Below are 25,964 nucleotides of genomic sequence, written 5' to 3' on the forward strand. Positions count from 1 at the left end.
AATCAGAAATTATAGAGCTTTCATCGTACCTTTCGGTAAAACGGCAGCGACGAAATCACGTTTAATGGTCACTTCAGTAGTCTCATTCAGTGCTACAACGATATAACCCGTGTCAGAAACTTTAGTGACGCGACCAATCAAACCACCATTGGTCATCACCTCATCACCTTTGGAAATAGAATCCATCAGCTTTTTATGTTCTTTAGTACGTTTCTGTTGTGGACGCAGGATCATGAAGTAGAAGATCAAGCCAAAAACGACCAGCATGATGATCAAAGAATATGGGCTTCCCTGAGCCGGTGCGCCAGCAGATGCTGCTGCTTCAGAAATAATACTCATTAAACTTCCCTCATTGTTATCAAATTCAATAGTAATCAAAAACCAGCCGCAATATGCTATACACACTGAAACCAGTCAATCACAACTTAAGTCAAATACTTAATGCCGGAACGGGTTTACCAATCCGTTGATAAAAATCTTCAACAAACTGTTCAAGATTACCCTCTTCGATAGCTTGACGAATCTTAGCCATCAGGCGCTGATAATACCGCAAATTATGGATAGTATTCAGCCTTGCACCGAGAATTTCGTTACAACGGTCGAGATGATGCAAATATGCCCGACTATAATTCCGACAAGTATAACAGTCACACTGCTCATCCAACGGAGAAGTATCCTCTTTATGTTTGGCATTACGGATCTTAATCACACCATTGGTCACAAAAAGATGACCATTACGGGCATTTCGGGTCGGCATCACACAATCAAACATATCAATGCCGCGACGAACCCCTTCCACCAAATCTTCTGGCTTCCCCACGCCCATCAGGTAGCGCGGTTTATCTTGCGGGATTTGCGGACAGACATGCTCAAGAATACGGTGCATATCCTCTTTAGGCTCCCCTACCGCCAGACCACCTACAGCGTATCCATCAAAACCAATCTCTACCAGACCTTTTACTGAGATGTCACGTAAATCTTCGTAAATACTTCCCTGAATAATACCAAACAACGCGTTTTTATTCTGTAATTCATCAAAACGCTTACGACTACGCGCCGCCCAACGTAAGGACATCTCCATCGAACGTTTCGCATAATCCCAATCAGCAGGATATGGCGTACATTCATCAAAAATCATGACAATATCAGAGCCCAAATCATACTGAATTTCCATCGATTTTTCTGGGCTAAGGAAAACTGGGGTACCATTGATTGGGTTACGGAAATGTACACCTTCCTCTTTGATTTTACGCATTGCGCCAAGGCTGAATACCTGAAAACCGCCTGAATCCGTCAAGATTGGACCATGCCATTGCATAAACCCATGCAGATCACCATGAAGTTTCATGATTTCCTGCCCTGGACGTAGCCACAGATGGAAAGTATTGCCAAGCAGGATCTGCGCACCAGTTTCCTTTACCTCTTCCGGTGTCATCCCTTTTACCGTGCCATAAGTCCCAACTGGCATAAATGCCGGCGTTTCTACCACGCCACGCTCAAAAATCAGACGACCACGACGGGCTTGACCATCGGTAGTTTGTAATTCAAATTTCACTTAACCTCCAGGCATCAGATAAACAGTCCGATGCTGTTGTTTAAAACCAGACAAAATTGAAATTTACCGTTGAGCTGAGATATTCACATAACCCTATTTACAACAACTTCAACAATATATTCCAGTCAATGCCATAATTATTACATTAAATTAAGAAATCTTTTCCTTGCAAGCCAAAGGATTACGACGAATAAACATAGCATCACCGTAACTAAAGAAACGGTATTTTTCCGCAACCGCCTCTTTATAAGCATTCATCGTATTTTTATAACCCGCAAACGCAGAAACCAGCATGATAAGTGTCGATTCCGGCAAATGGAAATTAGTAATCAACGCGTCCACAACTCGATATTCAAAACCCGGATAGATAAAAATTTGCGTGTCATTAAAAAATGGCGCAATTAACCCATCCTGGCAGGCTTTTGCTGCACTTTCCAGCGATCGCACTGAGGTTGTGCCAACAGCAACAACTTTGTTACCTCGCGCCTTACACGCCAGCACAGCATCAACCACATCCTGTGGCACTTCTGCATATTCGGCATGCATAATATGGTCTTCAATAGTCTCTACCCGCACTGGTTGGAAAGTACCGGCACCAACATGCAATGTCACAAAAACCATCTCCACGCCCTTTTTACGCAGCGCTTCCAACAATGGCTCATCAAAATGCAGACCGGCGGTTGGCGCAGCTACCGCCCCGGGCCGCTCACTGTATACAGTTTGATACAACTCACGGTCTGCCTCTTCATCAGGACGATTAATATAAGGCGGCAAAGGCATATGACCGACATCATCCAAAATAGACAACACATCGCGCTCATCATCAAAACGTATTTCGAACAGACTATCATGGCGGGCCAACATGGTTGCTTTAAGACTTTCATTGTCACCCAACAACAGCTCAGTTCCCGCTTTTGGCGCTTTGGAAGCACGCACATGTGCAAGTACCCGCTTATCATCCAACACCCGTTCAACCAGCACTTCCAACCTACCGCCCGTAGCCTTTCGGCCGAAAATACGCGCAGGTATGACGCGAGTATTATTGAAAACTAGTAAATCTCCGGCATTCAGCTTATCGAGAACATCCGTAAAAACACCATGCGTTAATGCCCCCGTTTCACCATCAAGCGAGAGCAAACGACAGCCACTGCGTTGTGGTTGAGGGTAATGAGCAATCATTTCGTCAGGAAGTTCAAAAGTAAAATCGGAGACACGCATTATATTTAATCATTCAGAAAAACAGGCGGACTAGTCTAGTGCCGCAGCTCTGAGGGTGCAACAAATAAGCACATAACTTCGCGGATTTATATTACAATCACCGAATGAATTTTCTCGCTCACCTTCACTTAGCTACTCTGGCTGACAGTTCCCTGTTAGGGAATCTGATGGCAGATTTTGTGCGCGGTAATCCAGAGGGGCAATACAGCGCTGATGTGGTTGCCGGTATTCGTATGCATCGGCGGGTTGACGTATTAACAGATACCCATCCATTGGTTATTCAAGCTCGTCACTTGTTCAGTGCTCCATATCGACGGGTTGCGCCGATCACTTTGGATATTATCTGGGATCACTTCCTCTCCTTGTATTGGGATAAATTAGTTCCCACTTACTCATTACCGGCATTTATTCACCATGCCCGCAACCAAATTGAACCTCATCTTTATTACACTCCTGAAAAATTTCAGGAGCTGAATGAATTTTTATGGCCGCAAAACTGGCTAATCCGCTATGCAGATCTTGCATTTATCGCAGATGTATTAACAGGCATGGCCCGAAGGCATCCCAGATTATCGGCTTTATCTGGATCATTTCAGGATATAGAACAACATTACGCTGACTTTGAAGCACTATTCTGGCAATTTTACCCCTATATGATGGAAAAAGCGGAAAATAAGGATTTTTACTGTTCGCCTCAATAAGCGTTGTTATTACAAATTATGCTTGTGAATAAATTGTAAATGCGGATAGAAAGAAATCATTCAGGCAATACAGTATTTTCACATGTTTAATGATTTCTTCATTCCTGATATCCAGCGATACAGTCAGAATTTCTTTTCTCCAGCATGCCAACCATTTGGCTGGTGTAAGATGAATAGTAGGAAATGACTTTTTAACGCTAGCTTTCATTCGGAAAGATCTTCATCAGAGGGACCTAAACGATCCAATTCGGCCAAAATCAACGGAATTTGTACCTCTAAATCAGTGGGTCTTTTATCTTTACTCCACCAGATAAGCGGCTCACGGCATTTATAATCCACTTTACTGACCGCTTCTTTGCCGTTTAATAAGAATTTCACCATAAAGGCGACTGCCAGAGCTTTATCATTACCACTACTTAAAAAAGCAAAAGAATAACTGCTGACGTTAGGGATAAAACCACGCCCGACAAGGTTATTATTTTCGTCTAGGCCATACACTTTGAGATAAAAAATATTAGTTTTTTCCCCCATGCCTACTTGTGGATAGCGGGCAGCATAGGCTTTTCCTTTATACCAAGTGTAAAAGATCTGTTGTTCACGATCGATAATTAATGGTGCCTGACGGCGTAAGAAAAATATAGCCCATACAAAAGGTGGAATAATCAGCAGATAAAGCAATAGGAAGCTTATATCAATAATGAGAAGTCGAGTGCTACTTGGGTAAAAGGTATAACGATAATATAAATATTTTTTTAGCGAAATTTCTTGATCATTACCAATATAACGGACATCTTCCATATCAGCAGGTAGATCATTCCGTAGATAAAATTTTTCGCCATAGTCTTTTTTTGCGTAGCCAACCCATCGATGAATAGCTTTTTCATCAATTTTCCGTTCTTTGATAAATTCATTAATATTTAGAATAAGACTACTAAGAATTCCTAATGTAACTGGGATTAAAGTAATACTCCGAGCGCGGCGTTGAGTGTTACGAATATGACATTCTTTATTATCAAGGTAGTCCAATATCTCCACGTGCTTAATGGTTTCTGCATCCTTAATATCTGGTGGTGCCGCCAGAATTTCTTTTTCCCAGCGGGCCAGCCGTTGGGATGGCAATGGATGAATAGTGGGAAACCATTTTTTGAGTAAGTTTTTTAATCGTTGCTTCATTCGGAAAGATCTTCATCAGGGGGACCTAAGCGATCTAATTCAGCCAGAATTAGGGGAATTTGGGCTTCTAAATCAGTAGGTCTTTTATCTTTACTCCACCAAATAAGCGGCTCACGGCATTTATAATCCACTTTACTGACCGCTTCTTTGCCGTTTAATAAGAATTTCACCATAAAGGCGACTGCCAGAGCTTTATCATTGCCACTACTTAAAAAAGCAAAAGAATAACTGCTGACGTTAGGGATAAAACCACGCCCGACAAGGTTATTATTTTCGTCTAGGCCATAAACTTTGAGGAACAGAATATTAGTTTTTTCTGCCATGCCTACTTGGGGATAGCGGGCGGCATAAGCTTTGCCTTTATACCAAGTATAAAAGATCTGCCGTTCGCGATCGATAATTAATGGTGCCTGACGGCGTAAGAAAAAGATGGCCCAGACAAAAGGAGGAATAATCAGTAGGTAAAGCAATAAAAATGCCATATCAGTTATTAAAATATTATTGCTATATTCATAATGGTTATAGCGATAATATAGGTATTTTCTTAGGGAAATTTCTTTATCATAAGCAATATATTCATACTTTTTAAGAAAATCCGGTAGAGCAGGATCCAAATAAAATTTCTCACCATAATCTTTTTTTGCATCGTTAACAGACCAAAGCAGATTCTTTTCCGCTGCCCGCCATGTTTCAATAAAATCGTTAACGTTTAAGACCAGACTGCTAATAATCCCCAGTGTGACTGGGATCAAGGCAATACTCCGAGCACGGCGCTGGGTATTGCGAATATGACATTCTTTATTAAATCCACTTTACTGACTGCCTCTTTACCATTTAATAAGAATTTCACAATAAAAGCCAGCGCCAAACCTTTATCATTACCACTGCTTAAGAAAGCAAAAGAGTAACTGCTGACGTTAGGGATAAAACCTCGCCCGATAAGTTGATTGTTCTCGTCCAGGCCGTAGACTTTGAGGAATAGAATATTAGTTTTTTCTGCCATGCCTACTTGTGGATAGCGAGCAGCATAAGCTTTGCCTTTATACCAGGTGTAGAAAATCTGTCGTTCACGGTCGATAATTAATGGTGCCTGGCGGCGTAAAAAAAACATAGCCCATACAAAAGGTGGAATAATTAAAAGATAGAGTAATAGAAATATCATGTCAGTGATAAAAACATCATTACCATATTCAGAAAAGTTATAGCGATAATGTAGGTATTTTCTGAGAGAGATATCTTTGTCATTACCAATATAACTAGCTCCTTCCCTATAGTCTGGTAAATCATTACGCAGATAAAAATTATCGCCATATTTTTTTTCGCTAAATCTACCCAACCATGTATCCATACTTCATTATTTTTTCGTGACTCTATAAAATCGTTAACGTTTAACACTAGGCTACTAATAATCCCCAGTGTGACCGGGATCAAGGCAATACTCCGAGCGCGGCGTTGGGTATTGCGAATATGACATTCTTTATTATCAAGGTAGTCCAATATTTCCACGTGCTTAATCGTTTCCTCATTTTTGATATCCGGTGGTGCCGCCAGAATCTCTTTTTCCCAACGAGCCAACCGTTTGGCTGGCAATGGATGAATAGTAGGAAACCATTTTTTGAGTAAATTTTTTAATCGTTTCTTCATTCGGAAAGATCTTCATCAGGGGGACCTAAACGATCCAATTCGGCCAAAATCAACGGAATTTGTACCTCTAAATCAGTGGGTCTTTTATCTTTACTCCACCAGATAAGCGGCTCACGGCGTTTATAGTCCACTTTACTGACCGCTTCTTTGCCGTTTAATAAGAATTTCACCATAAAGGCGACTGCCAGCGCTTTATCATTGCCACTACTTAAGAAAGCAAAAGTATAGCTGCTGACGTTAGGGATAAAACCACGCCCGACAAGGTTATTATTTTCGTCTAGGCCATAAACTTTGAGGAACAGAATATTAGTTTTTTCTTCCATGCCTACTTGGGGATAGCGGGCGGCATAAGCTTTGCCTTTATACCAAGTATAAAAGATCTGCCGTTCGCGATCGATAATTAATGGTGCCTGACGGCGTAAGAAAAAGATGGCCCAGACAAAAGGAGGAATAATCAGTAGATAAAGTAGCAGAAATGTTATATCAGTTACCAAAATATCATTACTATATCTATAATGGTTATAGCGATAATATAGGTATTTTCTTAAGGAAATTTCTTTATCATAAGCAATATACTCATACTTTTTAAGAAAATCCGGTAGAGCAGGATCCAAATAAAACTTCTCACCATAATCTTTTTTTGCATCGTTAACATACCAAAGCAAATTCTTTTCTGCTGCCCGCCATGTTTCAATAAAATCGTTAACGTTTAATACCAGGCTGCTAATAATCCCCAGTGTGACTGGGATCAAGGCAATACTCCGAGCGCGGCGTTGAGTGTTACGAACATGGCACTCCCTGTTATCAAGGTAATCCAGTATCTCCACGTGTTTAATGGTTTCTTCATCCTTAATATCTGGCGGTACTGTCAGAATTTCTTTTTCCCAACGGACCAGCCGTTGGGCTGGCAATGGATGAATAGTAGGAAACCATTTTTTGAGTAAGTTTTTTAATCGTTGCTTCATTCGGAAAGATCTTCATCAGGGGGACCCAAGCGATCCAATTCTGCCAGAATTAGGGGAATTTGGGCTTCTAAATCGGCAGGTCTTTTATCTTTACTCCACCAAATAAGCGGCTCACGGCGTTTGTAGTCCACCTTACTGACTGCCTCTTTGCCGTTTAATAAGAATTCCACCATAAAAGCCAATGCCAGACCTTTATCATTGCCACTGCTTAAAAAAGCAAAAGTATAACTGCTGACGTTAGGGATAAAGACACGTTCGATAAGGTTGTTATTTTCATTCAATCCATAAACTTTGAGATACAAAATATTAGTTTTTTCCATCATACCTAATTGTGGATAACGGGCGGCATAAGCTTTACCTTTATACCAGGTGTAGAAAATCTGTCGTTCACGGTCGATAATTAATGGCGCTTGGCTCTGCCAAAAAAATATACAATATACAAATGGGGGAATAATCAGTAGATAGAGTAGCAGGAAACTTATATCAATTATGAGCAATCGAGTACTGCTTGGGTAAAAAGTATAACGATAATATAAATACTTTCTTAGTGATATTTCTTTATCATTACCAATATAACGGGCATTTTCCATATAGTCTGGTAAATCGTTACGCAGATAAAACTTTTCTCCATATTTTTCTTTTACTAGCTCTACCCAGGAATGAATATCTGATTCAGTATCCTTTCGTTCTTTTATAAAATCATTCACAGTTAACACTAGACTGGTAATTAGTCCTAGTGTAACAGGAATTAGAGTAATACTCCTAAAACGGCGTTGTGGATTGCGAATGTGACATTCCTTATCATTAAGGCGATCCAATATTTCTACATGTTTAATGGTTTTTTCATCCTTAATATCTGGCGGTACTGTCAGAATTTCTTTTTCCCAACGGACCAGCCGTTTGGTTGGCAATGGATGAATAGTGGGAAACCATTTTTTGAGTAAGTTTTTTAATCGTTGCTTCATTCGGAAAGATCTTCATCAGGGAGACCTAAGCGATCCAATTCAGCCAGAATTAGGGGAATTTGGGCTTCTAAATCAGCAGGTCTTTTATCTTTACTCCACCAAATAAGCGGCTCACGGCGTTTATAGTCCACTTTACTGACCGCTTCTTTGCCGTTTAATAAGAATTTCACCATAAAGGCTACTGCCAGCGCTTTATCATTGCCACTACTTAAGAAAGCAAAAGAATAACTGCTGACATTAGGGATAAAGACACGCTCGATAAGGTTATTATTTTCATCCAGTCCGTAGACTTTGAGATACAGAATATTGGTTTTTTCCAGCATACCTAATTGTGGATAACGGGCAGCATAGGCTTTACCTTTATGCCAAGTGTAGAAAATCTGTCGTTCACGGTCGATAATTAATGGTGCCTGACTCTGCCAAAAAAATATACAATATACAAAGGGTGGAATAATCAGTAGGTAAAGCAATAAAAATGCCATATCAGTTATTAAAATATTATTGCTATATCTATAATGATTATAGCGATAATACAGGTATTTTCTCAAGGAAATTTCTTTATCATGAGCAATATATTCATACTTTTTAAGAAAATCTGGTAGAGCAGGATCCAAATAAAATTTCTCACCATAATCTTTTTTTGCATCATTAACAGACCAAAGCAGATTCTTTTCCGCTGCCCGCCATGTTTCAATAAAATCGTTAACATTTAACACCAGACTGCTAATAATTCCCAGAGTTACTGGGATCAAGTTAAGACTCCTGAAACGGCGCTGGGGATTTCTAACCCAGCACTCCTTATCATTAAGGCGATCCAGTATTTCCACATGTTTGATGGTTTCTGCATCCTTAATATCTGATGGTGCTGCCAGAATTTCTTTTTCCCAGCATGCCAGCCGTTGGGCTGGCAATGGATGAATAGTAGGAAACCATTTTTTGAGTAAATTTTTCAATCGTTGCTTCATTCGGAAAGATCTTCATCAGGGGGACCTAAGCGATCCAATTCGGCCAAAATCAACGGAATTTGAGCTTCTAAGTCGGCGGGTCTTTTATCTTTACTCCACCAAATAAGCGGCTCACGGCGTTTATAATCCACTTTACTGACTGCCTCTTTACCATTTAATAAGAATTTCACAATAAAAGCCAGCGCCAAACCTTTATCATTACCACTGCTTAAGAAAGCAAAAGAGTAACTGCTGACGTTAGGGATAAAACCTCGCCCGATAAGTTGATTGTTCTCGTCCAAGCCGTAGACTTTGAGGAACATAATATTAGTTTTTTCTGCCATACCTACTTGTGGATAGCGGGCAGCATAAGCTTTGCCTTTATACCAGGTATAAAAGATCTGCTGTTCGCGATCGATAATTAATGGTGCTTGTCGCCGTGAAAAAAACACTCCCCAGACAAAAGGAGGGATAATTAGCAGATAGAGCAGCAAGAAACTTATATCAATTTTGAGAAGTCTGGAACTACTTGGATAAAAGGTATATCGATAATATAAATATTTTCTTAGTGAAATTTCTTTATCATTGCCAATATAGCGTGTATCTTTCAGATAACCCGGTAAATCATCGCGTAAGTAAAATTTCTCACCATATTCCTTTTTAGCTATATTAACCCACCGATAAATTTCTGATTCATTACTCTTTCGTTCTTCGATAAAATTGTTAACGTTTAATACCAAGCTGCTAATAATCCCCAGTGTTACTGGAATCAAGTTTATGCTCCTAAAACGGCGCTGAGGATTTCTAATCCAGCATTCTTTATCATTAAGGCGATCCAGTATTTCCACATGTTTAATGGCTTCTTCATCCTTAATATCTGGTGGTGCAGCCAGAAGTTCTTTTTCCCAGTAAGCTAGCCGTTTAGCTGGCAGCGGATGAATCGTAGGAAACCATTTTTTGAGTAAGCTTTTTAGGCGTTGCTTCATAGAGTTCGTTCTCCGTCAAAACTACCCTTAATGGTATTTTCTGCTGTGGGTTTCTCTCCCCAAAAATAGCGTAGAGGAGCGATGACATTTGCTGATTGTTCATAGTACCAGTACAGTTCGCTACCACGAGGGAAAACACCCTTCACTTCCGTCATTACTACCTCCAGTGTTGCGGTATCGCCATTCAGAGTGAGTTTGGATTTTTCCTGAGCTTCTCTAAATTTGGTATTGCGGAAAGTATCAGGGGTATATTTGAGGCGGTTAATCTCAATATAATCAACTTTTTCTCCCCAATAAGAAGTTTTAGCCGAGGTTATAAAGATCCAGCGGATATTTGAGAGACTCATCTGAAAAGCAGGCAAAGTGAAACGATAGGTAGTAACACCAAATCCCTGTTGTATTTTCAGTTGTGGCTGAATAAAGAGATTTAAAAACTCCTGGTTTTCGACAATAAAATGATTTTGAGTATCATTGTCCATTCTTCTTGCATTTTCTAACTGTTTTTCAATGGATAGTCTTTCCTTTTTTTCATCCCAAAAACCATACTTATCTGCTGCTCCCCAAAAACAGTTATTCAACACTTTCTCTAAATCTGACCAGGCACTGCTGGCTTGGACAATGCTGCCACCGATAAGCAAACTGGCTCCGACGACTATCGCAGTGAGTACACCCGCAGTCAGGAAGGTGCCTGCCGCAACGCCGATCCAGACTGCGGTTGTTAAAATAGTGGAACCTGTTCCTATCGCTACCAAGCCATAACCCTCTACTTTATTACCCACGTTGAAAGCGTTATTTGCATCATAGAAGGAGATAATTGCTCCTAAGTATCCTGCAACGCTACCAGCAACACGGGAGAACTGACTGACCGCCGACGCATTGATGGCAGGCACTTTTAGCCCATTCATCAGTGCTTTCACTATGGGAGAGTTTACTTTGCTAGCCAGCGTTGAACCGAGAGAAGTCAAATCGGCACTCATACCAATCACCGCGGTACTAAAGCGCAGCAGATTCATATAGGAAGGCCCGGGTTGTAAAGGGTTGTTGCGGGCATATTCTGTCTGCATAACCACGTCCGCCAGGGTAAAGGCATTCAGAAACAGGCTGACACCGGTCAATGAAGAATCAAACAGTAAACCAATAGAGGTTTTATTAGCCCCTTCTAAGGTAAACAGCTGAACCGGCGAGTCCACACTGGTCTTAACTTCGGGCAGAGTTATCACCGGTTTATTGCCAAGTGATTCCAGGCGCTTACTCCAGTTAATCATCCGTTCTCCGATAGCCTGTTGACGCACTGCCGGGTCAGGTCGGTGGCGATTCGTTTTCGACTCCAGCCGCTTAAGCACTTCCTGATAGCTCTGTTCACTGAGTGCCACTCGGCCGTCTGGTTCAATCACTACGCCTAGCGTGGATAACAAGGCCGGAACCAGTTGTTGGGTTATCTGGTCAATCGCTTTCTGGGGAAGCTGGCGGACATAACTTGAACCCTGATAAATTGCCTGATGAGTATAGGCGCAGACGGTTGCCAGAAAGGTCCCCATCCCCAGCAGAATATTATCGACTCCACTAATAAACGGGCCTTTAAGCAGCGGTGATTTTACTTTGTCATTATTCAGTACGGTGACAACCCCGGTGGTGATAGTACGCCAGAAGTTGCCATCCCCGTCGCTGTCCGACTCTTTGGCCGCAAGCTTTGCCAAAACCTGCTGGCCGGGCAAGGATGATTGCAGGTTGCCGAGCAGACCTGAGAGAATTTCACTGAAAAACCGGAATTCCAGCGCATCTTCTTCTTCCAGCGTCTGTTTTTCATCTTGCAGTGAAAAGAAGTAGTGAAAGTAATTTTGCAGCCCGCCGACTTGATAACTGAGGTCCGGGTTATCCGCAAAGGCTTCAAACAGTTTCATAAACATCGCCTGACGCGCTTCAAAATCTTCGGTGACTTTTTTCAGTTTCGGCCAGTCGTTGTTCCAGCGGTCCTGATGAATACTGTCATCTATTTTCTTTTTCAGCTCCGGGTTTTTGGTGGCTTTGAGCTTTTCGACATAGAAACCGATGGTCAATGGGTAAATATTGGAGGCGTTATAGCTCTGTTGCCACAAATTCAGGATAGAGTAGGCTTCCACAATGTCCCGCTGACGGCCTACCGGGTCATGCAGGATCACAATCCGCGCCTGTTCATTGAAGTGCAGATAACTGTTGATTTCCTGGATAATCTTACCGGCGTCCATTTCGTAGCTGTCCTGAGTGGTCAGCGTATCAATACTGACGTCAGCCAAATCCAGTTCATTGATGTCTTTTTCAATGATGGCCTTGATGTTGGCAAACTGTTCCTGCCGGATTTTGTAATCGACAATCAGTTTTCGAAAATACTTGTCTGAGGCGTTAACCGCAAAGGGAGATTGCTTCTGTTCGAGGTTGATGAATTGCATGGTTTTTTGCCGCAGTTCAAGACTGTTGTCAATCTTAGCCAGTACCGAGGAGTGCCACGGGTGTTCACTGTAGGCGATACTGATATTGATGACATCTTTGGCGACAAACAGGAATGAATGACCTTCACCCCGAATGCCCGGCTCAGGGATAAGCCCTTCACTGGCATCTCTGCGGTTGAGAAACATATATTTTCTAAATTTCTCTACCCGCTGTTTTTTGCCGTTAACCTCTTTCTCTGACACGCAGTATTTAAAGATATGAAGATAGCCCCGGGCCTTGCTGCCGCGAGCGGTAAGCGGGTCTTCTTCCTTAATGTATATCCAGCCGGGACGCAGAAGGCGGGCGGCATAGCCTTTGGTTTGTTGGAGTGATGAGGAGAACATCAGGGTGTGGATGTCCGGGGGCGCTTCTGGTTTTTCCAGCTCCTTGCCGAAAAAGTTCACATAAGCATAGCGAACCGGGTAAATCGGTTTAACATCGCAGTCACAGGGCTGAATATAAGTATCTGCTTCAAGATTTTGTGGGAACATTTCGTAAGCTTTTTCTATTAATTTGTCAAATTCTTCCTGAATATTGATGGTCATAATATCTCCTTTGTTGTTAATCTAAGGATGTCATGGATACACTGCGGCTACTCTTATTATTCAAAAAAGTTCATACAACCAAAGGCTGAGAATATTTTCACTGGTTACAATCCTGAATAAGTTCATTGTTCAAGCAGTGAACTTACACAAATGATTTAACAACATTTCAAAAAGCTGTTTGGAGGAAATAGGATACAAAAATAGGGCCGGATCTTGCTTGAAACGGGAGAAATCAGCAGGGAAAAATGTGGGTTTTCTCGCGTCAATTCATTCATATTACATTTTATTTGTAAAAATTTTTCCCTATTGACGTCTTTAAGATTCCTCATTTCTACCTCTGTTTTTCACGTTAGAAAGTTAATATAAATTTATATTTATCCTCAATAAATATCAAAATTGATAGTTTAAGTAAATGTAAATTTTTGCTCAGAACAGTCAATAATATAAATTTTATAAATGTTTAAGTAACATAATTATTTAACTTATTTCAGTAAGTTCTTATTCCAATAACTACAAATTGCCCATCTATGCTGGAGAATAAATGATGGACACAGAAATCGTCATGTAAGTAAATGTAGGTAAGTAATAGGTGAGAATAATGCTCTTCGGTCGCGCTGACGGGTTGTATTAGGAGTGGCCCGAACAGTGCCCAGATTTGCTCTATAACGAATAAAAATAGACTAATTGATATAAGTCTCTTAGTTTGAATCCGAATAAACCTTTGCAAAAATCCCCTATCTTATTAAGGTAAAGAAAATAAAAATAAAGTATTAATAGGTAAAATCTATTGCAAAGATTAGTATTTTATCCTTTATTGGTGTACGCTAATTCTTTATTCTATATCTAATTTTTACATAAACCTCGTAAAACTACAGGAGTAACTCATGGTTCTGGTAACTCGTCAAGCCCCTGACTTTACAGCAGCAGCAGTCCTCGGCAACGGCGAAATAGTTGGGAATTTCAATCTGAAAAAACACCTGAATGGTAAACCTGCGGTTATCTTTTTCTGGCCAATGGACTTTACTTTCGTATGCCCTTCTGAGCTGATCGCATTTGATCACCGCTACGAAGAGTTCAAAAAACGCGGTGTTGAAGTTATCGGTGTTTCTTTTGACTCTGAATTCGTCCATAACGCATGGCGTAAAACTCCTATCGATCAAGGTGGTATTGGCGAAGTTAAATATGCAATGGTTGCCGATACTAAACGTGAAATTCAAAAAGCATACGGCATTGAGCATCCAGATGCGGGTGTCGCTCTGCGCGGTTCTTTCCTGATCGACAAAAATGGCGTGGTTCGTCATCAAGTCGTTAACGATCTGCCTCTGGGCCGTAACATTGACGAAATGCTGCGTATGGTTGACGCATTGCAATTCCACGAAGAGCACGGTGATGTCTGCCCTGCACAGTGGGAAAAAGGTAAAGAAGGTATGAGCGCCTCTCCAGATGGCGTAGCTAAATACCTGTCTCAAAACGCTGGTAAACTATAACCTTAGATATTACCCATATTCAGACCAGTCGGTTATTCCGGCTGGTTTTTTATTGCTGAAATTCCTCGTTTTGCCACCTTGCGCACAAAAACTCCCTCATCCTGATAACCATCGCCATTTATAATTAAATTTACAATTGTTTAACATTAAAATCAGTGTAAATAAAACAGCTTATTACAACTGACGAAAATAACCTCGCCAAAAAACAGGAGCTCGCAATATGTCGAAAACATGGAAAACACCACTGGCAATCTTATCCTTGCTTATCTCATCCCATCTTTATGCCGCTTCGCAACCGGCTGTTGAAGCTAAAAATGGTATGGTCGTTTCAGCTCAACACCTTGCTTCACAAGTGGGTGTCGATATCCTAAAAATAGGAGGAAACGCAGTTGATGCAGCCGTTGCCGTTGGCTATGCCCAAGCCGTTGTTAATCCATGTTGTGGAAATATCGGTGGTGGTGGTTTTATGACAATTCATTTGGCTGATGGCACCAATACTTTTATTAACTTCCGCGAAACCGCGCCAAATGCAGCAAGTGCCGATATGTATCTGGATAAAGAAGGCAATGTTATTAAAGAATCAAGTTTATATGGTTACCGCGCGGCCGGTGTGCCTGGAACTGTGATGGGGTTAAACAGCGCCCTAAAAAATATGGCAAATTAAGTCGTGAACAAGTTATGGCGCCTGCGATTAAGCTGGCACGAGAAGGTTTTATACTGACCCGCGCAGACACTGATATTCTAGATACTTCAATCAAACGCTTCCGCAAAGATCCAGAAGCAGCCCGTATCTTCCTACGCAAAGATGGCTCTCCTTATCAACCGGGAGACAGGCTGATACAAACCGATCTAGCGAATACGTTGGAGTTAATTGCCAAAAAAGGGCAAGAAGCTTTCTATCACGGAAATATTCCTAAATTGGTCGCCGAAGCAGCTAAAAAATCCGGCGGCATTATTACCGAAGCTGATTTTGCCAACTATAAAATCTCAGAAACAACCCCCGTCACCTGTAACTATCGCGGTTATAAATTTATCTCTTCACCGCCACCGAGTTCAGGTGGAGTAACCATGTGTGAAATTTTGAATATCTTGGAAGGCTACAACCTCAAAGAAATGGGATTCAACTCGGCTAATTATATTCACACACTGACAGAAGCCATGCGTCATGCCTACATGGATAGAAATACTTACCTTGGCGATCCAGAATTTGTTAAAAATCCCATCGATCGCTTATTGAGTAAGAATTACGCTGAATCTCTACGTAAAAAAATAGAACCAGGTAAAGCAACATTATCGGAGAATGTTCAGCCAGGTATTGGCCCCCATGAAAAACCAGAAACTACTCACTACTCTATTGTCGACAAAGAAGGTAATGCGGTTTCAACCACCTATACTATCAACGGACTTTTCGGCGCTGTCGTCATCGCCCCCGGGACAGGTTTCTTCCTCAATGATGAAATGGATGATTTCACCACTAAAATTGGTGAGAAGAATCTTTATGGCCTCATCCAAGGCGCGACTAACTCTATTGCCCCAGGTAAGCGCCCACTATCCTCGATGAGTCCGACACTTGTCACAAAAGACAACAAGATATTCCTTGTTCTGGGTTCACCCGGCGGCTCCCGTATTATCTCTATTACCCTGCAAACTGCCTTAAACATCATTGAACATGGGATGTCTCCTCAAGAAGCGGTTAATAGCCCCCGCATTCATCATCAATGGTTACCCGACGAAGTTTATTATGAGCAACGTGGTATTTCTAAAGACTCGTTGAATTTACTAGAAAAAATGGGATACAAGATGGTGGAACAGATACCGTGGGGCGCTGCTGAAGTGATTATGGTGGGTTTACCTAAAACCGCTGGCGATTCAGCTAATTCTTCAGGCAATGATGCCGCCGTATCTGGTAAAGTGCGTGAAAACCATTTTTATGGCGCCAATGATGTCCGACGCCCGGCCGGTGCGGCTATTGGTTACTAATGACCAAAATGACCAACAACTAAAAAAATAGCTAATCTGTGTAGGCAATATCGGGATGGGATATCCTTTTTTCAGGAACCCCATCCCATACTTTCCCTGAACATCCGACGATGGCAAACAGTCAGAGAAACAAACATCATCACTGATGCATTTGCGTCTCGCGGGTACCAGAGCGCCCTAAAACACGGTCATAAATACCAGCCACAACTAAAACCAACAGGGATGGCGCTAACCAAGCCAACCCTTGGTCCGCCAGTGGTAAACGTGTTGCCCAGTTTGGTAACAAATAAACCAGTGCTTCAGATGACTTAATCGCATCCAAAATACCAAATATCAGACTAATTAACATTACCGGAGCCAAAATGCGGGTAAAATTATGCCACCAGCACAGCGTAAAACTTAACACAATCAGAACGATACAAGGTGGATAAATAGCTGTCAGTACCGGTATAGAAATCTTAATCAAATGACTCAAACCAAGGTTAGAAGTCAACATGGAGAATCCTCCAAGGATCAAAACCAATGAACGATAAGACAGGGGCAAATAGCGGCTGAAAAACTCAGCACATGCACAGGTTAATCCAACCGCCGTCACCATACAGGCGACAAAAATCAGCACAGCCAGGAAAAGACTGCCAACACCACCAAAAGTATGATGAACATAGGCATGCAAAATGACCGCGCCATTTTCTGCATGAGGCACTAACGATCCGCTGCCAGCGCCCAATTTGAACAGGGAAAGATAAACCAGTATCAGACCAAGACCGGCGATAAAACCTGCCCACATTGCATAACGGGTCAATAATGAAGATGCGGCAACGCCTCTTGAACGCGCGGCGTTAACAATAACAATCCCAAACACCATCGCTCCCAGCGTATCCATCGTCAGATAACCATTGACGAAGCCACTGGAGAATGGGATTTGCTGATAAACATCAATCGCTGGAATTGAATCACCGGCCGGCCAAAGTAAAGCAGCAACACCAAGTATACCTAACGCCAACATCTTGATAGGCGCTAACACATGCCCGACAGTATCAAGCAAACGGCCTGGGTACAGGGAAACAGCAATTACCAACACAAAATAAATAAGACTGTAGATAAACAGGGGTAACTCGCCGGTACTGGTAAGCGGGGCAATACCTACTTCAAAAGAAACAGTTGCGGTCCGTGGGATAGCGAATAAAGGACCAACAGCCAAATAACAAACTGTCGCCAGCAGCAAACCAGCAACTTTACCAATAGGTGAACTCAGCTCTTCAATACCACCGCCAACTTTTGCCAACGCGATGATTGTAATGACGGGTAAACCAACCGCAGTTGCTAGAAAGCCTAGTGCTGCTAACCAAACATATTCACCTGATTGTAACCCCACCATCGGGGGAAAAATGATATTTCCCGCCCCCACAAACAGAGCAAAAGTCATAAACCCTAATGCCCAAATATCCTTAGATGATAAACGATGTGTCATAATGATTATTAATATTTTGTTACCATATTTATGGCCTGAATAATATAAATACTGCCAATAGCTAAGCCCATATTGACAATATTGAACCCTAATTTAACGATTTATTATCAAAATAATATTCACCAGGTATCTGTTGAAGACAGATTATAGCGATTATTATAGATAGAATCGCCAACAACTGCCCACAAGTAAAACTTTTATAGTGCCAGAAGGCAATAGATAAACCAGAATGCAGAAGTATATGCCGTACTCTTTTTCAAAACCAGTGATTGCTGTTAGCTATCATTGAATAAACACTATATGATTTGCGTTTTTTTTAACCTGAAAAAATAATAATCAATTGCGAAGATTAATTATTACTGTTAATCAAACTATTCCTATCTCTTCTGCTGGTTATTTTAACAGGTACAATCAATCCTGGCGGTAAAGTAAAACTAAAGGCTGTCCCTTTCCCTATTTCGCTGGAAATTTCAAGATGAGAATGATGATGATGTAAGGCATGTTTCACAATCGCAAGACCGAGACCGCTTCCCCCTGTTTGTCTGGAGCGTGCTTTATCCACCCGATAAAAACGTTCGGTCAAACGAGGTAGATGTTCAGCACTGATACCTTGCCCATTATCTTTCACAGTAAATTCAGCGCCTTGGGAATTCTTTTTCCAACTGACATCAATTTGAGTCCCTTTAGGGGTATGGTTAACCGCGTTATAAACCAAATTCGACATTGCACTGCGAAGCTGCTCTTCATTGCCGAACACTTTGAGCCCTTCACCAATATCAAAATTAATCTTATAACATTCATTACCCAATGCTGTGGCTTCCTGACGCAATACTTTAAGCATCAAAGGCACATCAACCACTTCATTCATATCAATCTGGGGAGCGACTTCAATTTTAGACAATTGCAACAATTGTTTCACCAAACTGTCCAGCCTCCGGGTTTGCTCCTGCATTGTATTCAACGCTTTCTTACTTAGCGGATTATCCTCTGCCTGATCCTGCATCATTTCCAAATAACCCTGCAAAACGGTTAAAGGGGTACGCATTTCATGACTGACATTGGCAAAAAAGTCACGACGGGCATTTTCCAATGTTCGCTTCTGAGTCACATCTCGGGCAACCATCAAGAACTGTCCCTCAGTATAAGGCATCACCCGGAACTCAACCGTGAAACCATTATTTAATTCAATGGATAAAGGACGTGAAAAATCTCTGGAAAGGATATATCGGCTAAAATCAGGGTAGCGGAGTAAATTAAAAATATGCTGTCCATTATCTTCAGGCCAACGAAAACCGAGTAAATGTTGCGCCAGGCGGTTACACCAGAAAATATTACCTTCTGTTGTCATCATCACAATGGCATCGGGCAATGATTCCGCCCCGCTACGAAACCGTTTGATCAACAATGCCAGCTCACGACGCCGTTTTCGATTCCGTTGCTGCATCTGGTGAATACCATAGAAAATTGGCTCCCACCCTCCTCTCCCCGACGGCGGCAACATACTGCGATCCAGCCATAGCCAGTTCGACAGTTTTAGCAAGTTATAACCATGCCACATCAACACCAAAAACACCGAAACAAATAAACACCAGGATAAGTGACCAATAAATATCGACAAAATTAACGCAGGCAAACAAAAGAGAAACAGTTCTGAAACCAGCTTCTTCCAGGATAAACGTTCTAACACATTAGATTCTCCGGTGCGTGGATTTAGTAACGGGTAGAAAAACGGTAACCCGTACCACGAACGGTCTGCACCATTTTATCATGGCCGCCAATCTCTAATACTTTACGTAAACGGCGGATATGGACATCAACAGTTCTATCTTCAACGTAAACGTTTGCTCCCCAAACATAATTAAGCAACTGTTCACGGCTATAGACCCGTTCAGGGTGAGTCATAAAGAAGTGCAATAATTTAAATTCCGTCGGCCCCATATCCAGTGCTTTATCCTGGCTGGTCACCCGATGGGAGGTTGAATCCAAAACCAAGCCATTCATTTCGATAATATCTTCCATGACCATCGGTGAAATACGCCGTAATACCGCTTTAACTCTAGCAACCAGCTCTTTAGGAGAAAAAGGCTTGGTGATATAGTCATCCGCCCCAACTTCGAGGCCACGCACCCGATCTTCCTCTTCACCGCGGGCAGTCAGCATCATCACCGGAATATCACGGATATTATTATTCCGTTTCATCTGTTTAATTATCTGCAAGCCAGAGCCGCCGGGAAGCATCCAATCCAATAACACTAAATCAGGATATGGCTCAGATAAACATGCCAACGCAGAATCAAAATCCTCTGCTTCTACCGGCTGATACCCGTTTTTTTCCAGAACAAAACAGACCATCTCACGAATCGGAGCTTCATCTTCAACTACCAGAATGCGTCTTGCCATGATTAATCCCGTTAATATATTGAGTTGACATCCACTACGCCCTAAAGAACGAGGTTTTACGGCGCACCTGATAACAGCCTAATTTGAAAAAGCATTATGCGTCAGTTTTATGACAAATTTATGAAATCCTGCCTTGGTTATCCGCTATCTGCAATCTATTTCGCAATAATTAATTTAACAATTGTCATATTTCATAATGAATGCGAAGCCGCTCGGAGATATATTCAAGAGATCGGATTTAAAAGCGACATTCAGAATACAGCGATTATAATCATGCTTCACTTTAACCAATGACGGCGAAACTATGCGTATTATTCACACTTCAGACTGGCATCTCGGCCAATATTTTTTTACAAAAAGCCGGGCTGCTGAACATCAACATTTTCTGCGCTGGCTGATTAAACAGATCGAAAACTACCAGGCCGATGCATTAATTGTTGCCGGAGATGTATTTGATACCGGCTCACCGCCTAGCTACGCCCGCGAGCTATATAATCGCTTTATCGTTGAACTACAGCCTACCGGTTGTCAGTTAATTATCCTTGGTGGTAACCATGATTCAGTCGCAACATTAAATGAATCAAAAGAACTCCTTTCCTGCCTGAATACCACCGTTATCGCTCACGCAGAAAAAGATCCACAAAAACAGATAAAAGTCCTCACCACCAAACAAGGCAATGCCGGTGCGATTCTTTGTACAATCCCTTTTCTGCGGCCAAGAGATATTATGATCAGCCAGTCCGGTCAATCAGGAGAACAAAAACAACTCGCATTACAAGAAGCCATTGCAGAACACTATCATCGACTCTATCAGCAAGCGTGTGAATTACGTGATGAATTGAATTTGCCTTTACCTATCATTGCTACCGGACACCTAACGACCGTTGGCGCCACGGTTACAGATTCAGTGCGGGATATTTATATCGGTACATTGGACGCCTTCCCGGCACAAGCGTTTCCGCCGGTAGACTATATTGCGCTTGGGCATATTCACCGGCCACAAATCGTGGCTAAATCTGAACATATTCGCTACAGCGGCTCCCCTATTCCTCTTAGTTTCGATGAAGTCGGGCAAGAGAAAAGTGTCTGTTTGGTGGAATTTACCCAAGACAAACTGGAATCTATTAAGCTTTTACCCATTCCACAATATCAGCCTATGCAGCTTATCAAGGGCGACCTACAACAGATTGAGCAACAATTACAAACTTTTAATGACCATCAAGGAGAGCAGCCTGTCTGGCTGGATATTGAAGTTGCCACCCAAGATTACCTCCATGATATCCAAAAAAGGGTTCAATCAATGGTTGCAGAACTTCCAGTCGAAGTCATTCTGCTACGGCGCAGTAAAACACAGCAGCAAAATAAGCTAGCGCAAGAAAACCGAGAAACCCTGACAGAACTTAGCGTCAACGAAGTTTTTGCTCGACGGCTTGCCCAATCAGCACTCGAAAATGAAGAACATAAAAAACGTCTGACCACTCTTTTCGAACAAACACTGAACGATATCTATCAGGCTAAAAACAAGGAGGAGCAGGCATGAAAATTTTGAGTCTACGGCTAAAGAACATTAATTCATTACAAGGTGAATGGAAAATTGATTTCACAGCAGAGCCGTTTGCCAGCAGTGGTCTGTTCGCCATAACCGGCCCGACCGGTGCGGGTAAAACTACCTTATTAGATGCGATCTGCCTTGCGCTTTATCACGAAACCCCACGCTTGACGATTTCTACCTCACAAAATGAGCTGATGACCCGACACACCGCAGAATCACTAGCCGAAGTTGAGTTTGAAGTGAAAGGTGTCGCTTACCGTGCTTTCTGGAGCCAACGGCGAGCACGTAATCAACCAAATGGCAATCTGCAATCCCCTAAAGCGGAGCTCGCACTCAGTCACAGCGGTAAAATTCTGGCAGATAAGCCCCAAGATACGAAAGAGAAAATCATTGAAATAACTGGATTAGATTACGACCGTTTCACCAAATCCATGTTGTTATCCCAAGGGGACTTCGCCGCTTTCCTCAATGCCAAACCAAACGAACGGGCTGATTTATTGGAAGAGTTAACCGGCACTGAAATTTACGGCATTCTATCCCAACAAATTTACCAACAACATAAACAAGCACAATCAGAGCTGGATATTCTGCAAGCCAAAGCATCCGCCATTGATTTGTTAACAGCAGAACAATATCAACAATATCTAGAACAACAGCAACAACTCACTCATGCTGAATCACAACTCAATCAGCAGATAAAAACAGTGCAACATTCGGCACAATGGCTGACACGTGAAGAAAAACTTGAGCGACTTGTTACTGAAAATAACGCTTCCTTACAACAGGCAGAAAAGGCGCTTACTCATGCAGAGCCGCAACTGCAAAAACTGGCTAGCAGTGAACCGGCAGAAACATTGCGCCCATTGCTGGATGATCAAAACCGAACGCAATATGAACATCAGAGAATCAGCAAACAGTTGAAAGAGATGCATCAGCAACTTCATCAACAACAACAGACGCTCACGCCGATACAGCAAAACGTGACTCATGCAGATTCTGCCAGAGCCGCACACCAACAACACCGGCAACAACAAGAAAAGCTGATAACAGAACAGGTGATTCCATTAGATCATCAAATTGCGGTGCAGATTAAAGAACTCAATCTTACTCAGCAACAAATCAACGAACAGAAAACCGTACTTGAAAACCGCTGTCAGCAATATGACACCGCAAATCAGCGCGCCCTATCATTCACCAATCAAAGAAAACAACTGGAAAACTATTTCGAACAACAACCTTATCATCAACATTTCGGTGAAAAGCTGGCTTTTTGGCAACATCAATTCTCTTGGCGGCAAGAACAGCAGCAACAAATTGATCACCAAACGCAAAGAATTGGCGAACTCACCGCCGAAATCGCGCAACTTAACGATAATCTGAACAAACAAGGAGAAGATTTAAAACAACAGATTGAAAATAACCAACCGCTGGAACTGGCATTTGAACAAGCTAAGCAACAATTTTTTACTCTGCAAAAACAATATTCGCCGGAGAAATTAAAAAAACAATTAACTCAATATCAGGAACAGCTACCGCTGCAACATAAACTAGAAATCCTATCGCCGCAAATCTTGCAATTACAAGCCGCTATTGCCAGTCACCATATTCGCTTACAACAACCGGAAAAGTTATTAAAGGAACTTCCTGTTCAAATTGAAACCATTGATAAACAACTCTCAGACAAACAGCAGCATTTAGCCGATCTGACTCAACGTATTCAGTTAGAACAAAAGATTGTCAGTCTGGAAAAAGAACGGACACAACTCAAGGAAGGCTCTCCTTGCCCACTGTGCGGTTCTGAACATCATCCTGCCATTCAAGCTTATCAAAATATTGAACTGCCAAAATCAGAACAACGGTTAAAAGATTTACGTCTGCAATTCGACGAGTTACAAGCCACCCAAATATCATTGGTCAATAAAAAAGAGTTCCAACAGCAACAATACGACCATATTTTGCAAGAAATTGCTGATGCTGAACCACGATTGAATATATTAACTCAACAATGGCAGGAAACTTGCGCAACATTACAGATCGACATTTCTCTTTCAGATAAACCCGCTCTCGAACTATTTGTGCAACAAAACCAATCTGCTCATCAGCTTTGCCAAACCCAATTAACCGAACTTGAACTAGCAGAAAAAACGTACCAGAAAACAGAAAAAACAGTGGCCGCTCATCAAGAACACGTTAAAGAAATTGAGCGAAATATTGAACTGAGTAAGCATCAATACAATGCACTGAAAAAACACTTATCTGAACTGCAACCAGAGATACAACAGCAGCAGCGTAAGCTGACGGATGCCATCGAAAAAATGACATCAGAATTACAGCAATATGATTTATCACTGCCAATGTTGAATGAAAGTGAAAACTGGCTGCAACAACGTAGAAAAGAGTGGCAGGCATATCAAAACTGTCATGAAAACTGGCAACAGATCCAAAAAGAAGAAGCGGTTATCCAAAATCAGATTGAATCATTGCATAAACAGAAAGAAGAATATGTATCCCGTTTAAACGAGCTTAATCAAACAGCACAACAGCAGAAACAACAACTCGCAGAGACACAACAACAACGCAAAAAGCTATTTGGTGAACAATCTGTTACAGAAATCACTCAAGCATTACAACAACAATCTCAAAAGCTGGAGGAAATGCACAAACAAGCATTGTCACATCTGCAACAAGCGCAATCCAGCATCAACCAACTAACCGGCGCCATTCATGAGACAGAAAAAAACTGTCGCCAATCTGAACAACAAAAACAGCAGGCAGAACAGAACCTTAATGTCGCGTTAGCTAAAAGCTCATTTACCGATCAACATGCCCTTGAAGCGGCACTGTTATCGCAAGAACAACGTAAGGAATTACGACAACTCAAAGAACAGCTTGAACAACAGCAGATACAAGCCAACGCCCTATGCCAGAAAGCGATAGAGGCCCTGCAACAACATCGGAAAAATCGCCCTGAATTACTTGATCAATATACAAAATCACAACTGACCGAACAGTTGGAAAGCCTTATTGATGAGCTAAAAAGAAACACCTTACAACAAGGAGAGCTGAAAAACCTGCTTGGTAATGATGCAACACGCCGTCAACAGCAAAAATCCTTATTGGAAGAGATCAGTCATTGCCAACAAAATTATGATGACTGGAGTTATCTTAATAACCTGATTGGTTCGGCTGATGGCGCTAAATTCCGTCGTTTTGCTCAAGGATTAACACTGGATCATTTGGTTCATCTCGCCAATCAACGGCTGAAAAAATTGCATGGACGCTACGATTTGCAACGTAAAAACAGTGATGGTCTTGAACTACAAGTGGTTGATACCTGGCAAGCCGATGCTATTCGTGATACCAAAACGCTTTCTGGCGGCGAAAGTTTTCTGGTTAGCCTCGCCTTGGCTTTAGCGCTATCTGATTTAGTCAGCAATAAAACCAGTATTGATTCACTATTCCTGGATGAAGGCTTTGGCACACTTGATCAAGAAACCCTTGATATTGCGCTTGACGCGCTGGATCATTTAAATGCTTCCGGTAAAACCATCGGTGTTATCAGCCACATTGAAGCCATGAAAGAACGGATACCCGTGCAGATCAAAGTTAAAAAAATTAATGGGCTTGGGATAAGTAAACTCTCCCCTGAGTTTCGTTATGGTAAACAATAGCGGGAAACAATAAAAAGTATTCCTAAAGTGAATTGATTTCCGCCATTTTTTCCTTGAAAAGGATACTCCCGCCAGCATAAAGGCGGGAAAGAAATTTCGGCAAGGCATTACCTTGCTGGTTTTGAATATATTGCGTGGCTTACTCTCGCCAACATACATCAAGAAACAAGAACGTCCAACGAAATGATAATTCTTCGAGCTGTTTGTTATCCCTCTTCCCCTGATGTTAAAAGCGCGTTTT

General features: G+C 41.8%; 19 protein-coding genes and 1 pseudogene. 5 read left to right on the forward strand and 15 right to left on the reverse strand.

Translation table 11 applies throughout. The features are described 5' to 3' along the window. Positions 1-9 precede the first annotated feature (9 nt). The 3 genes from yajC to queA all read right to left on the reverse strand — a co-directional run bounded on the left by yajC (position 10) and on the right by queA (position 2,773). Positions 10-339, reverse strand: a complete 330-nt coding sequence (yajC, locus tag B0X70_RS19225; protein WP_036808815.1) for a preprotein translocase subunit YajC — start codon at positions 337-339, stop codon at positions 10-12. Positions 340-430: 91 nt separating this feature from the next. Next, on the reverse strand, positions 431-1,555 hold the full coding sequence (tgt, locus tag B0X70_RS19230; protein WP_036808812.1) for a tRNA guanosine(34) transglycosylase Tgt: 1,125 nt from the start codon (positions 1,553-1,555) through the stop codon (positions 431-433). Between the two features lie 150 nt (positions 1,556-1,705). Then, the gene (queA, locus tag B0X70_RS19235; RefSeq protein WP_036808809.1) at positions 1,706-2,773 is read right to left on the reverse strand and encodes a tRNA preQ1(34) S-adenosylmethionine ribosyltransferase-isomerase QueA; all 1,068 of its coding nucleotides are present in this window, start codon (positions 2,771-2,773) and stop codon (positions 1,706-1,708) included. A gap of 104 nt (positions 2,774-2,877) precedes the next feature. Here queA and B0X70_RS19240 point away from each other — a divergent pair, with 104 nt between their 5' ends. Then, entirely contained in the window at positions 2,878-3,474 is a 597-nt protein-coding gene (locus tag B0X70_RS19240) for an acyl carrier protein phosphodiesterase (RefSeq protein WP_036808806.1), read from the forward strand. Between the two features lie 204 nt (positions 3,475-3,678). Here the strand turns inward: B0X70_RS19240 and B0X70_RS19245 are convergent, their stop codons facing one another. The 9 genes from B0X70_RS19245 to B0X70_RS19285 are packed head-to-tail and all read right to left on the reverse strand — an operon-like array spanning position 3,679 to position 13,162. Further along, positions 3,679-4,647: a hypothetical protein gene (locus tag B0X70_RS19245; protein WP_217470133.1), complete on the reverse strand. Its 969-nt coding sequence runs from the start codon at positions 4,645-4,647 to the stop codon at positions 3,679-3,681. Continuing rightward, positions 4,644-5,399 carry a hypothetical protein gene (locus B0X70_RS19250; protein WP_217470134.1) on the reverse strand — a complete coding sequence of 252 codons (756 nt, stop codon included), beginning with the start codon at positions 5,397-5,399 and terminating at the stop codon, positions 4,644-4,646. Before B0X70_RS19250 ends, B0X70_RS19245 begins: the two co-directional genes overlap by 4 nt. Next, positions 5,396-5,758, reverse strand: coding sequence for a hypothetical protein (locus B0X70_RS19255; protein WP_217470135.1), 363 nt, complete (start codon positions 5,756-5,758; stop codon positions 5,396-5,398). Before B0X70_RS19255 ends, B0X70_RS19250 begins: the two co-directional genes overlap by 4 nt. 47 nt (positions 5,759-5,805) lie before the next feature. Next, complete coding sequence (locus tag B0X70_RS19260) at positions 5,806-6,291, reverse strand: hypothetical protein (protein ID WP_217470136.1); 486 nt, start codon at positions 6,289-6,291, stop codon at positions 5,806-5,808. Then, complete coding sequence (locus tag B0X70_RS19265) at positions 6,288-7,256, reverse strand: hypothetical protein (protein WP_217470137.1); 969 nt, start codon at positions 7,254-7,256, stop codon at positions 6,288-6,290. The genes B0X70_RS19260 and B0X70_RS19265 overlap by 4 nt, the downstream gene beginning before the upstream one ends. Continuing rightward, positions 7,253-8,221, reverse strand: a complete 969-nt coding sequence (locus B0X70_RS19270) for a hypothetical protein (RefSeq protein WP_217470138.1) — start codon at positions 8,219-8,221, stop codon at positions 7,253-7,255. The genes B0X70_RS19265 and B0X70_RS19270 overlap by 4 nt, the downstream gene beginning before the upstream one ends. Further along, positions 8,218-9,186 (reverse strand): hypothetical protein, encoded by a 969-nt coding sequence (locus tag B0X70_RS19275; RefSeq protein WP_217470139.1) that lies wholly within the window; start codon positions 9,184-9,186, stop codon positions 8,218-8,220. The genes B0X70_RS19270 and B0X70_RS19275 overlap by 4 nt, the downstream gene beginning before the upstream one ends. Further along, a complete protein-coding gene (locus B0X70_RS19280) occupies positions 9,183-10,151 on the reverse strand; it encodes a hypothetical protein (protein WP_036808787.1) in 969 nt (322 codons plus the stop codon). The genes B0X70_RS19275 and B0X70_RS19280 overlap by 4 nt, the downstream gene beginning before the upstream one ends. Continuing rightward, entirely contained in the window at positions 10,148-13,162 is a 3,015-nt protein-coding gene (locus B0X70_RS19285; protein ID WP_217470140.1) for a toxin VasX, read from the reverse strand. Before B0X70_RS19285 ends, B0X70_RS19280 begins: the two co-directional genes overlap by 4 nt. An 884-nt stretch (positions 13,163-14,046) precedes the next feature. Between B0X70_RS19285 and B0X70_RS19290 the strand changes: the two genes are divergently transcribed. Together B0X70_RS19290 and ggt are read left to right on the forward strand one after the other, a co-directional pair. Beyond that, entirely contained in the window at positions 14,047-14,649 is a 603-nt protein-coding gene (locus B0X70_RS19290) for a peroxiredoxin C (protein WP_036808784.1), read from the forward strand. A gap of 220 nt (positions 14,650-14,869) precedes the next feature. Further along, positions 14,870-16,629: pseudogene (ggt, locus tag B0X70_RS19295) on the forward strand (gamma-glutamyltransferase). Between the two features lie 139 nt (positions 16,630-16,768). Here the strand turns inward: ggt and brnQ are convergent. From brnQ to phoB, 3 genes are all read right to left on the reverse strand, one after another. Next, positions 16,769-18,100 carry a branched-chain amino acid transport system II carrier protein gene (gene brnQ / locus B0X70_RS19300; protein WP_036808777.1) on the reverse strand — a complete coding sequence of 444 codons (1,332 nt, stop codon included), beginning with the start codon at positions 18,098-18,100 and terminating at the stop codon, positions 16,769-16,771. A gap of 349 nt (positions 18,101-18,449) precedes the next feature. After that, a complete protein-coding gene (gene phoR / locus B0X70_RS19305) occupies positions 18,450-19,787 on the reverse strand; it encodes a phosphate regulon sensor histidine kinase PhoR (RefSeq protein WP_217470141.1) in 1,338 nt (445 codons plus the stop codon). 23 nt (positions 19,788-19,810) lie between these two features. Then, entirely contained in the window at positions 19,811-20,500 is a 690-nt protein-coding gene (gene phoB / locus B0X70_RS19310) for a phosphate regulon transcriptional regulator PhoB (RefSeq protein ID WP_217470142.1), read from the reverse strand. Between the two features lie 304 nt (positions 20,501-20,804). Between phoB and sbcD the strand changes: the two genes are divergently transcribed. Continuing rightward, complete coding sequence (sbcD, locus tag B0X70_RS19315; protein ID WP_217470143.1) at positions 20,805-22,040, forward strand: exonuclease subunit SbcD; 1,236 nt, start codon at positions 20,805-20,807, stop codon at positions 22,038-22,040. Next, entirely contained in the window at positions 22,037-25,723 is a 3,687-nt protein-coding gene (locus B0X70_RS19320) for an AAA family ATPase (protein WP_217470144.1), read from the forward strand. The genes sbcD and B0X70_RS19320 overlap by 4 nt, the downstream gene beginning before the upstream one ends. Positions 25,724-25,964: the final 241 nt, after the last annotated feature.

Source organism: Photorhabdus akhurstii (assembly GCF_019090985.1).
Lineage (GTDB): Bacteria > Pseudomonadota > Gammaproteobacteria > Enterobacterales > Enterobacteriaceae > Photorhabdus > Photorhabdus akhurstii.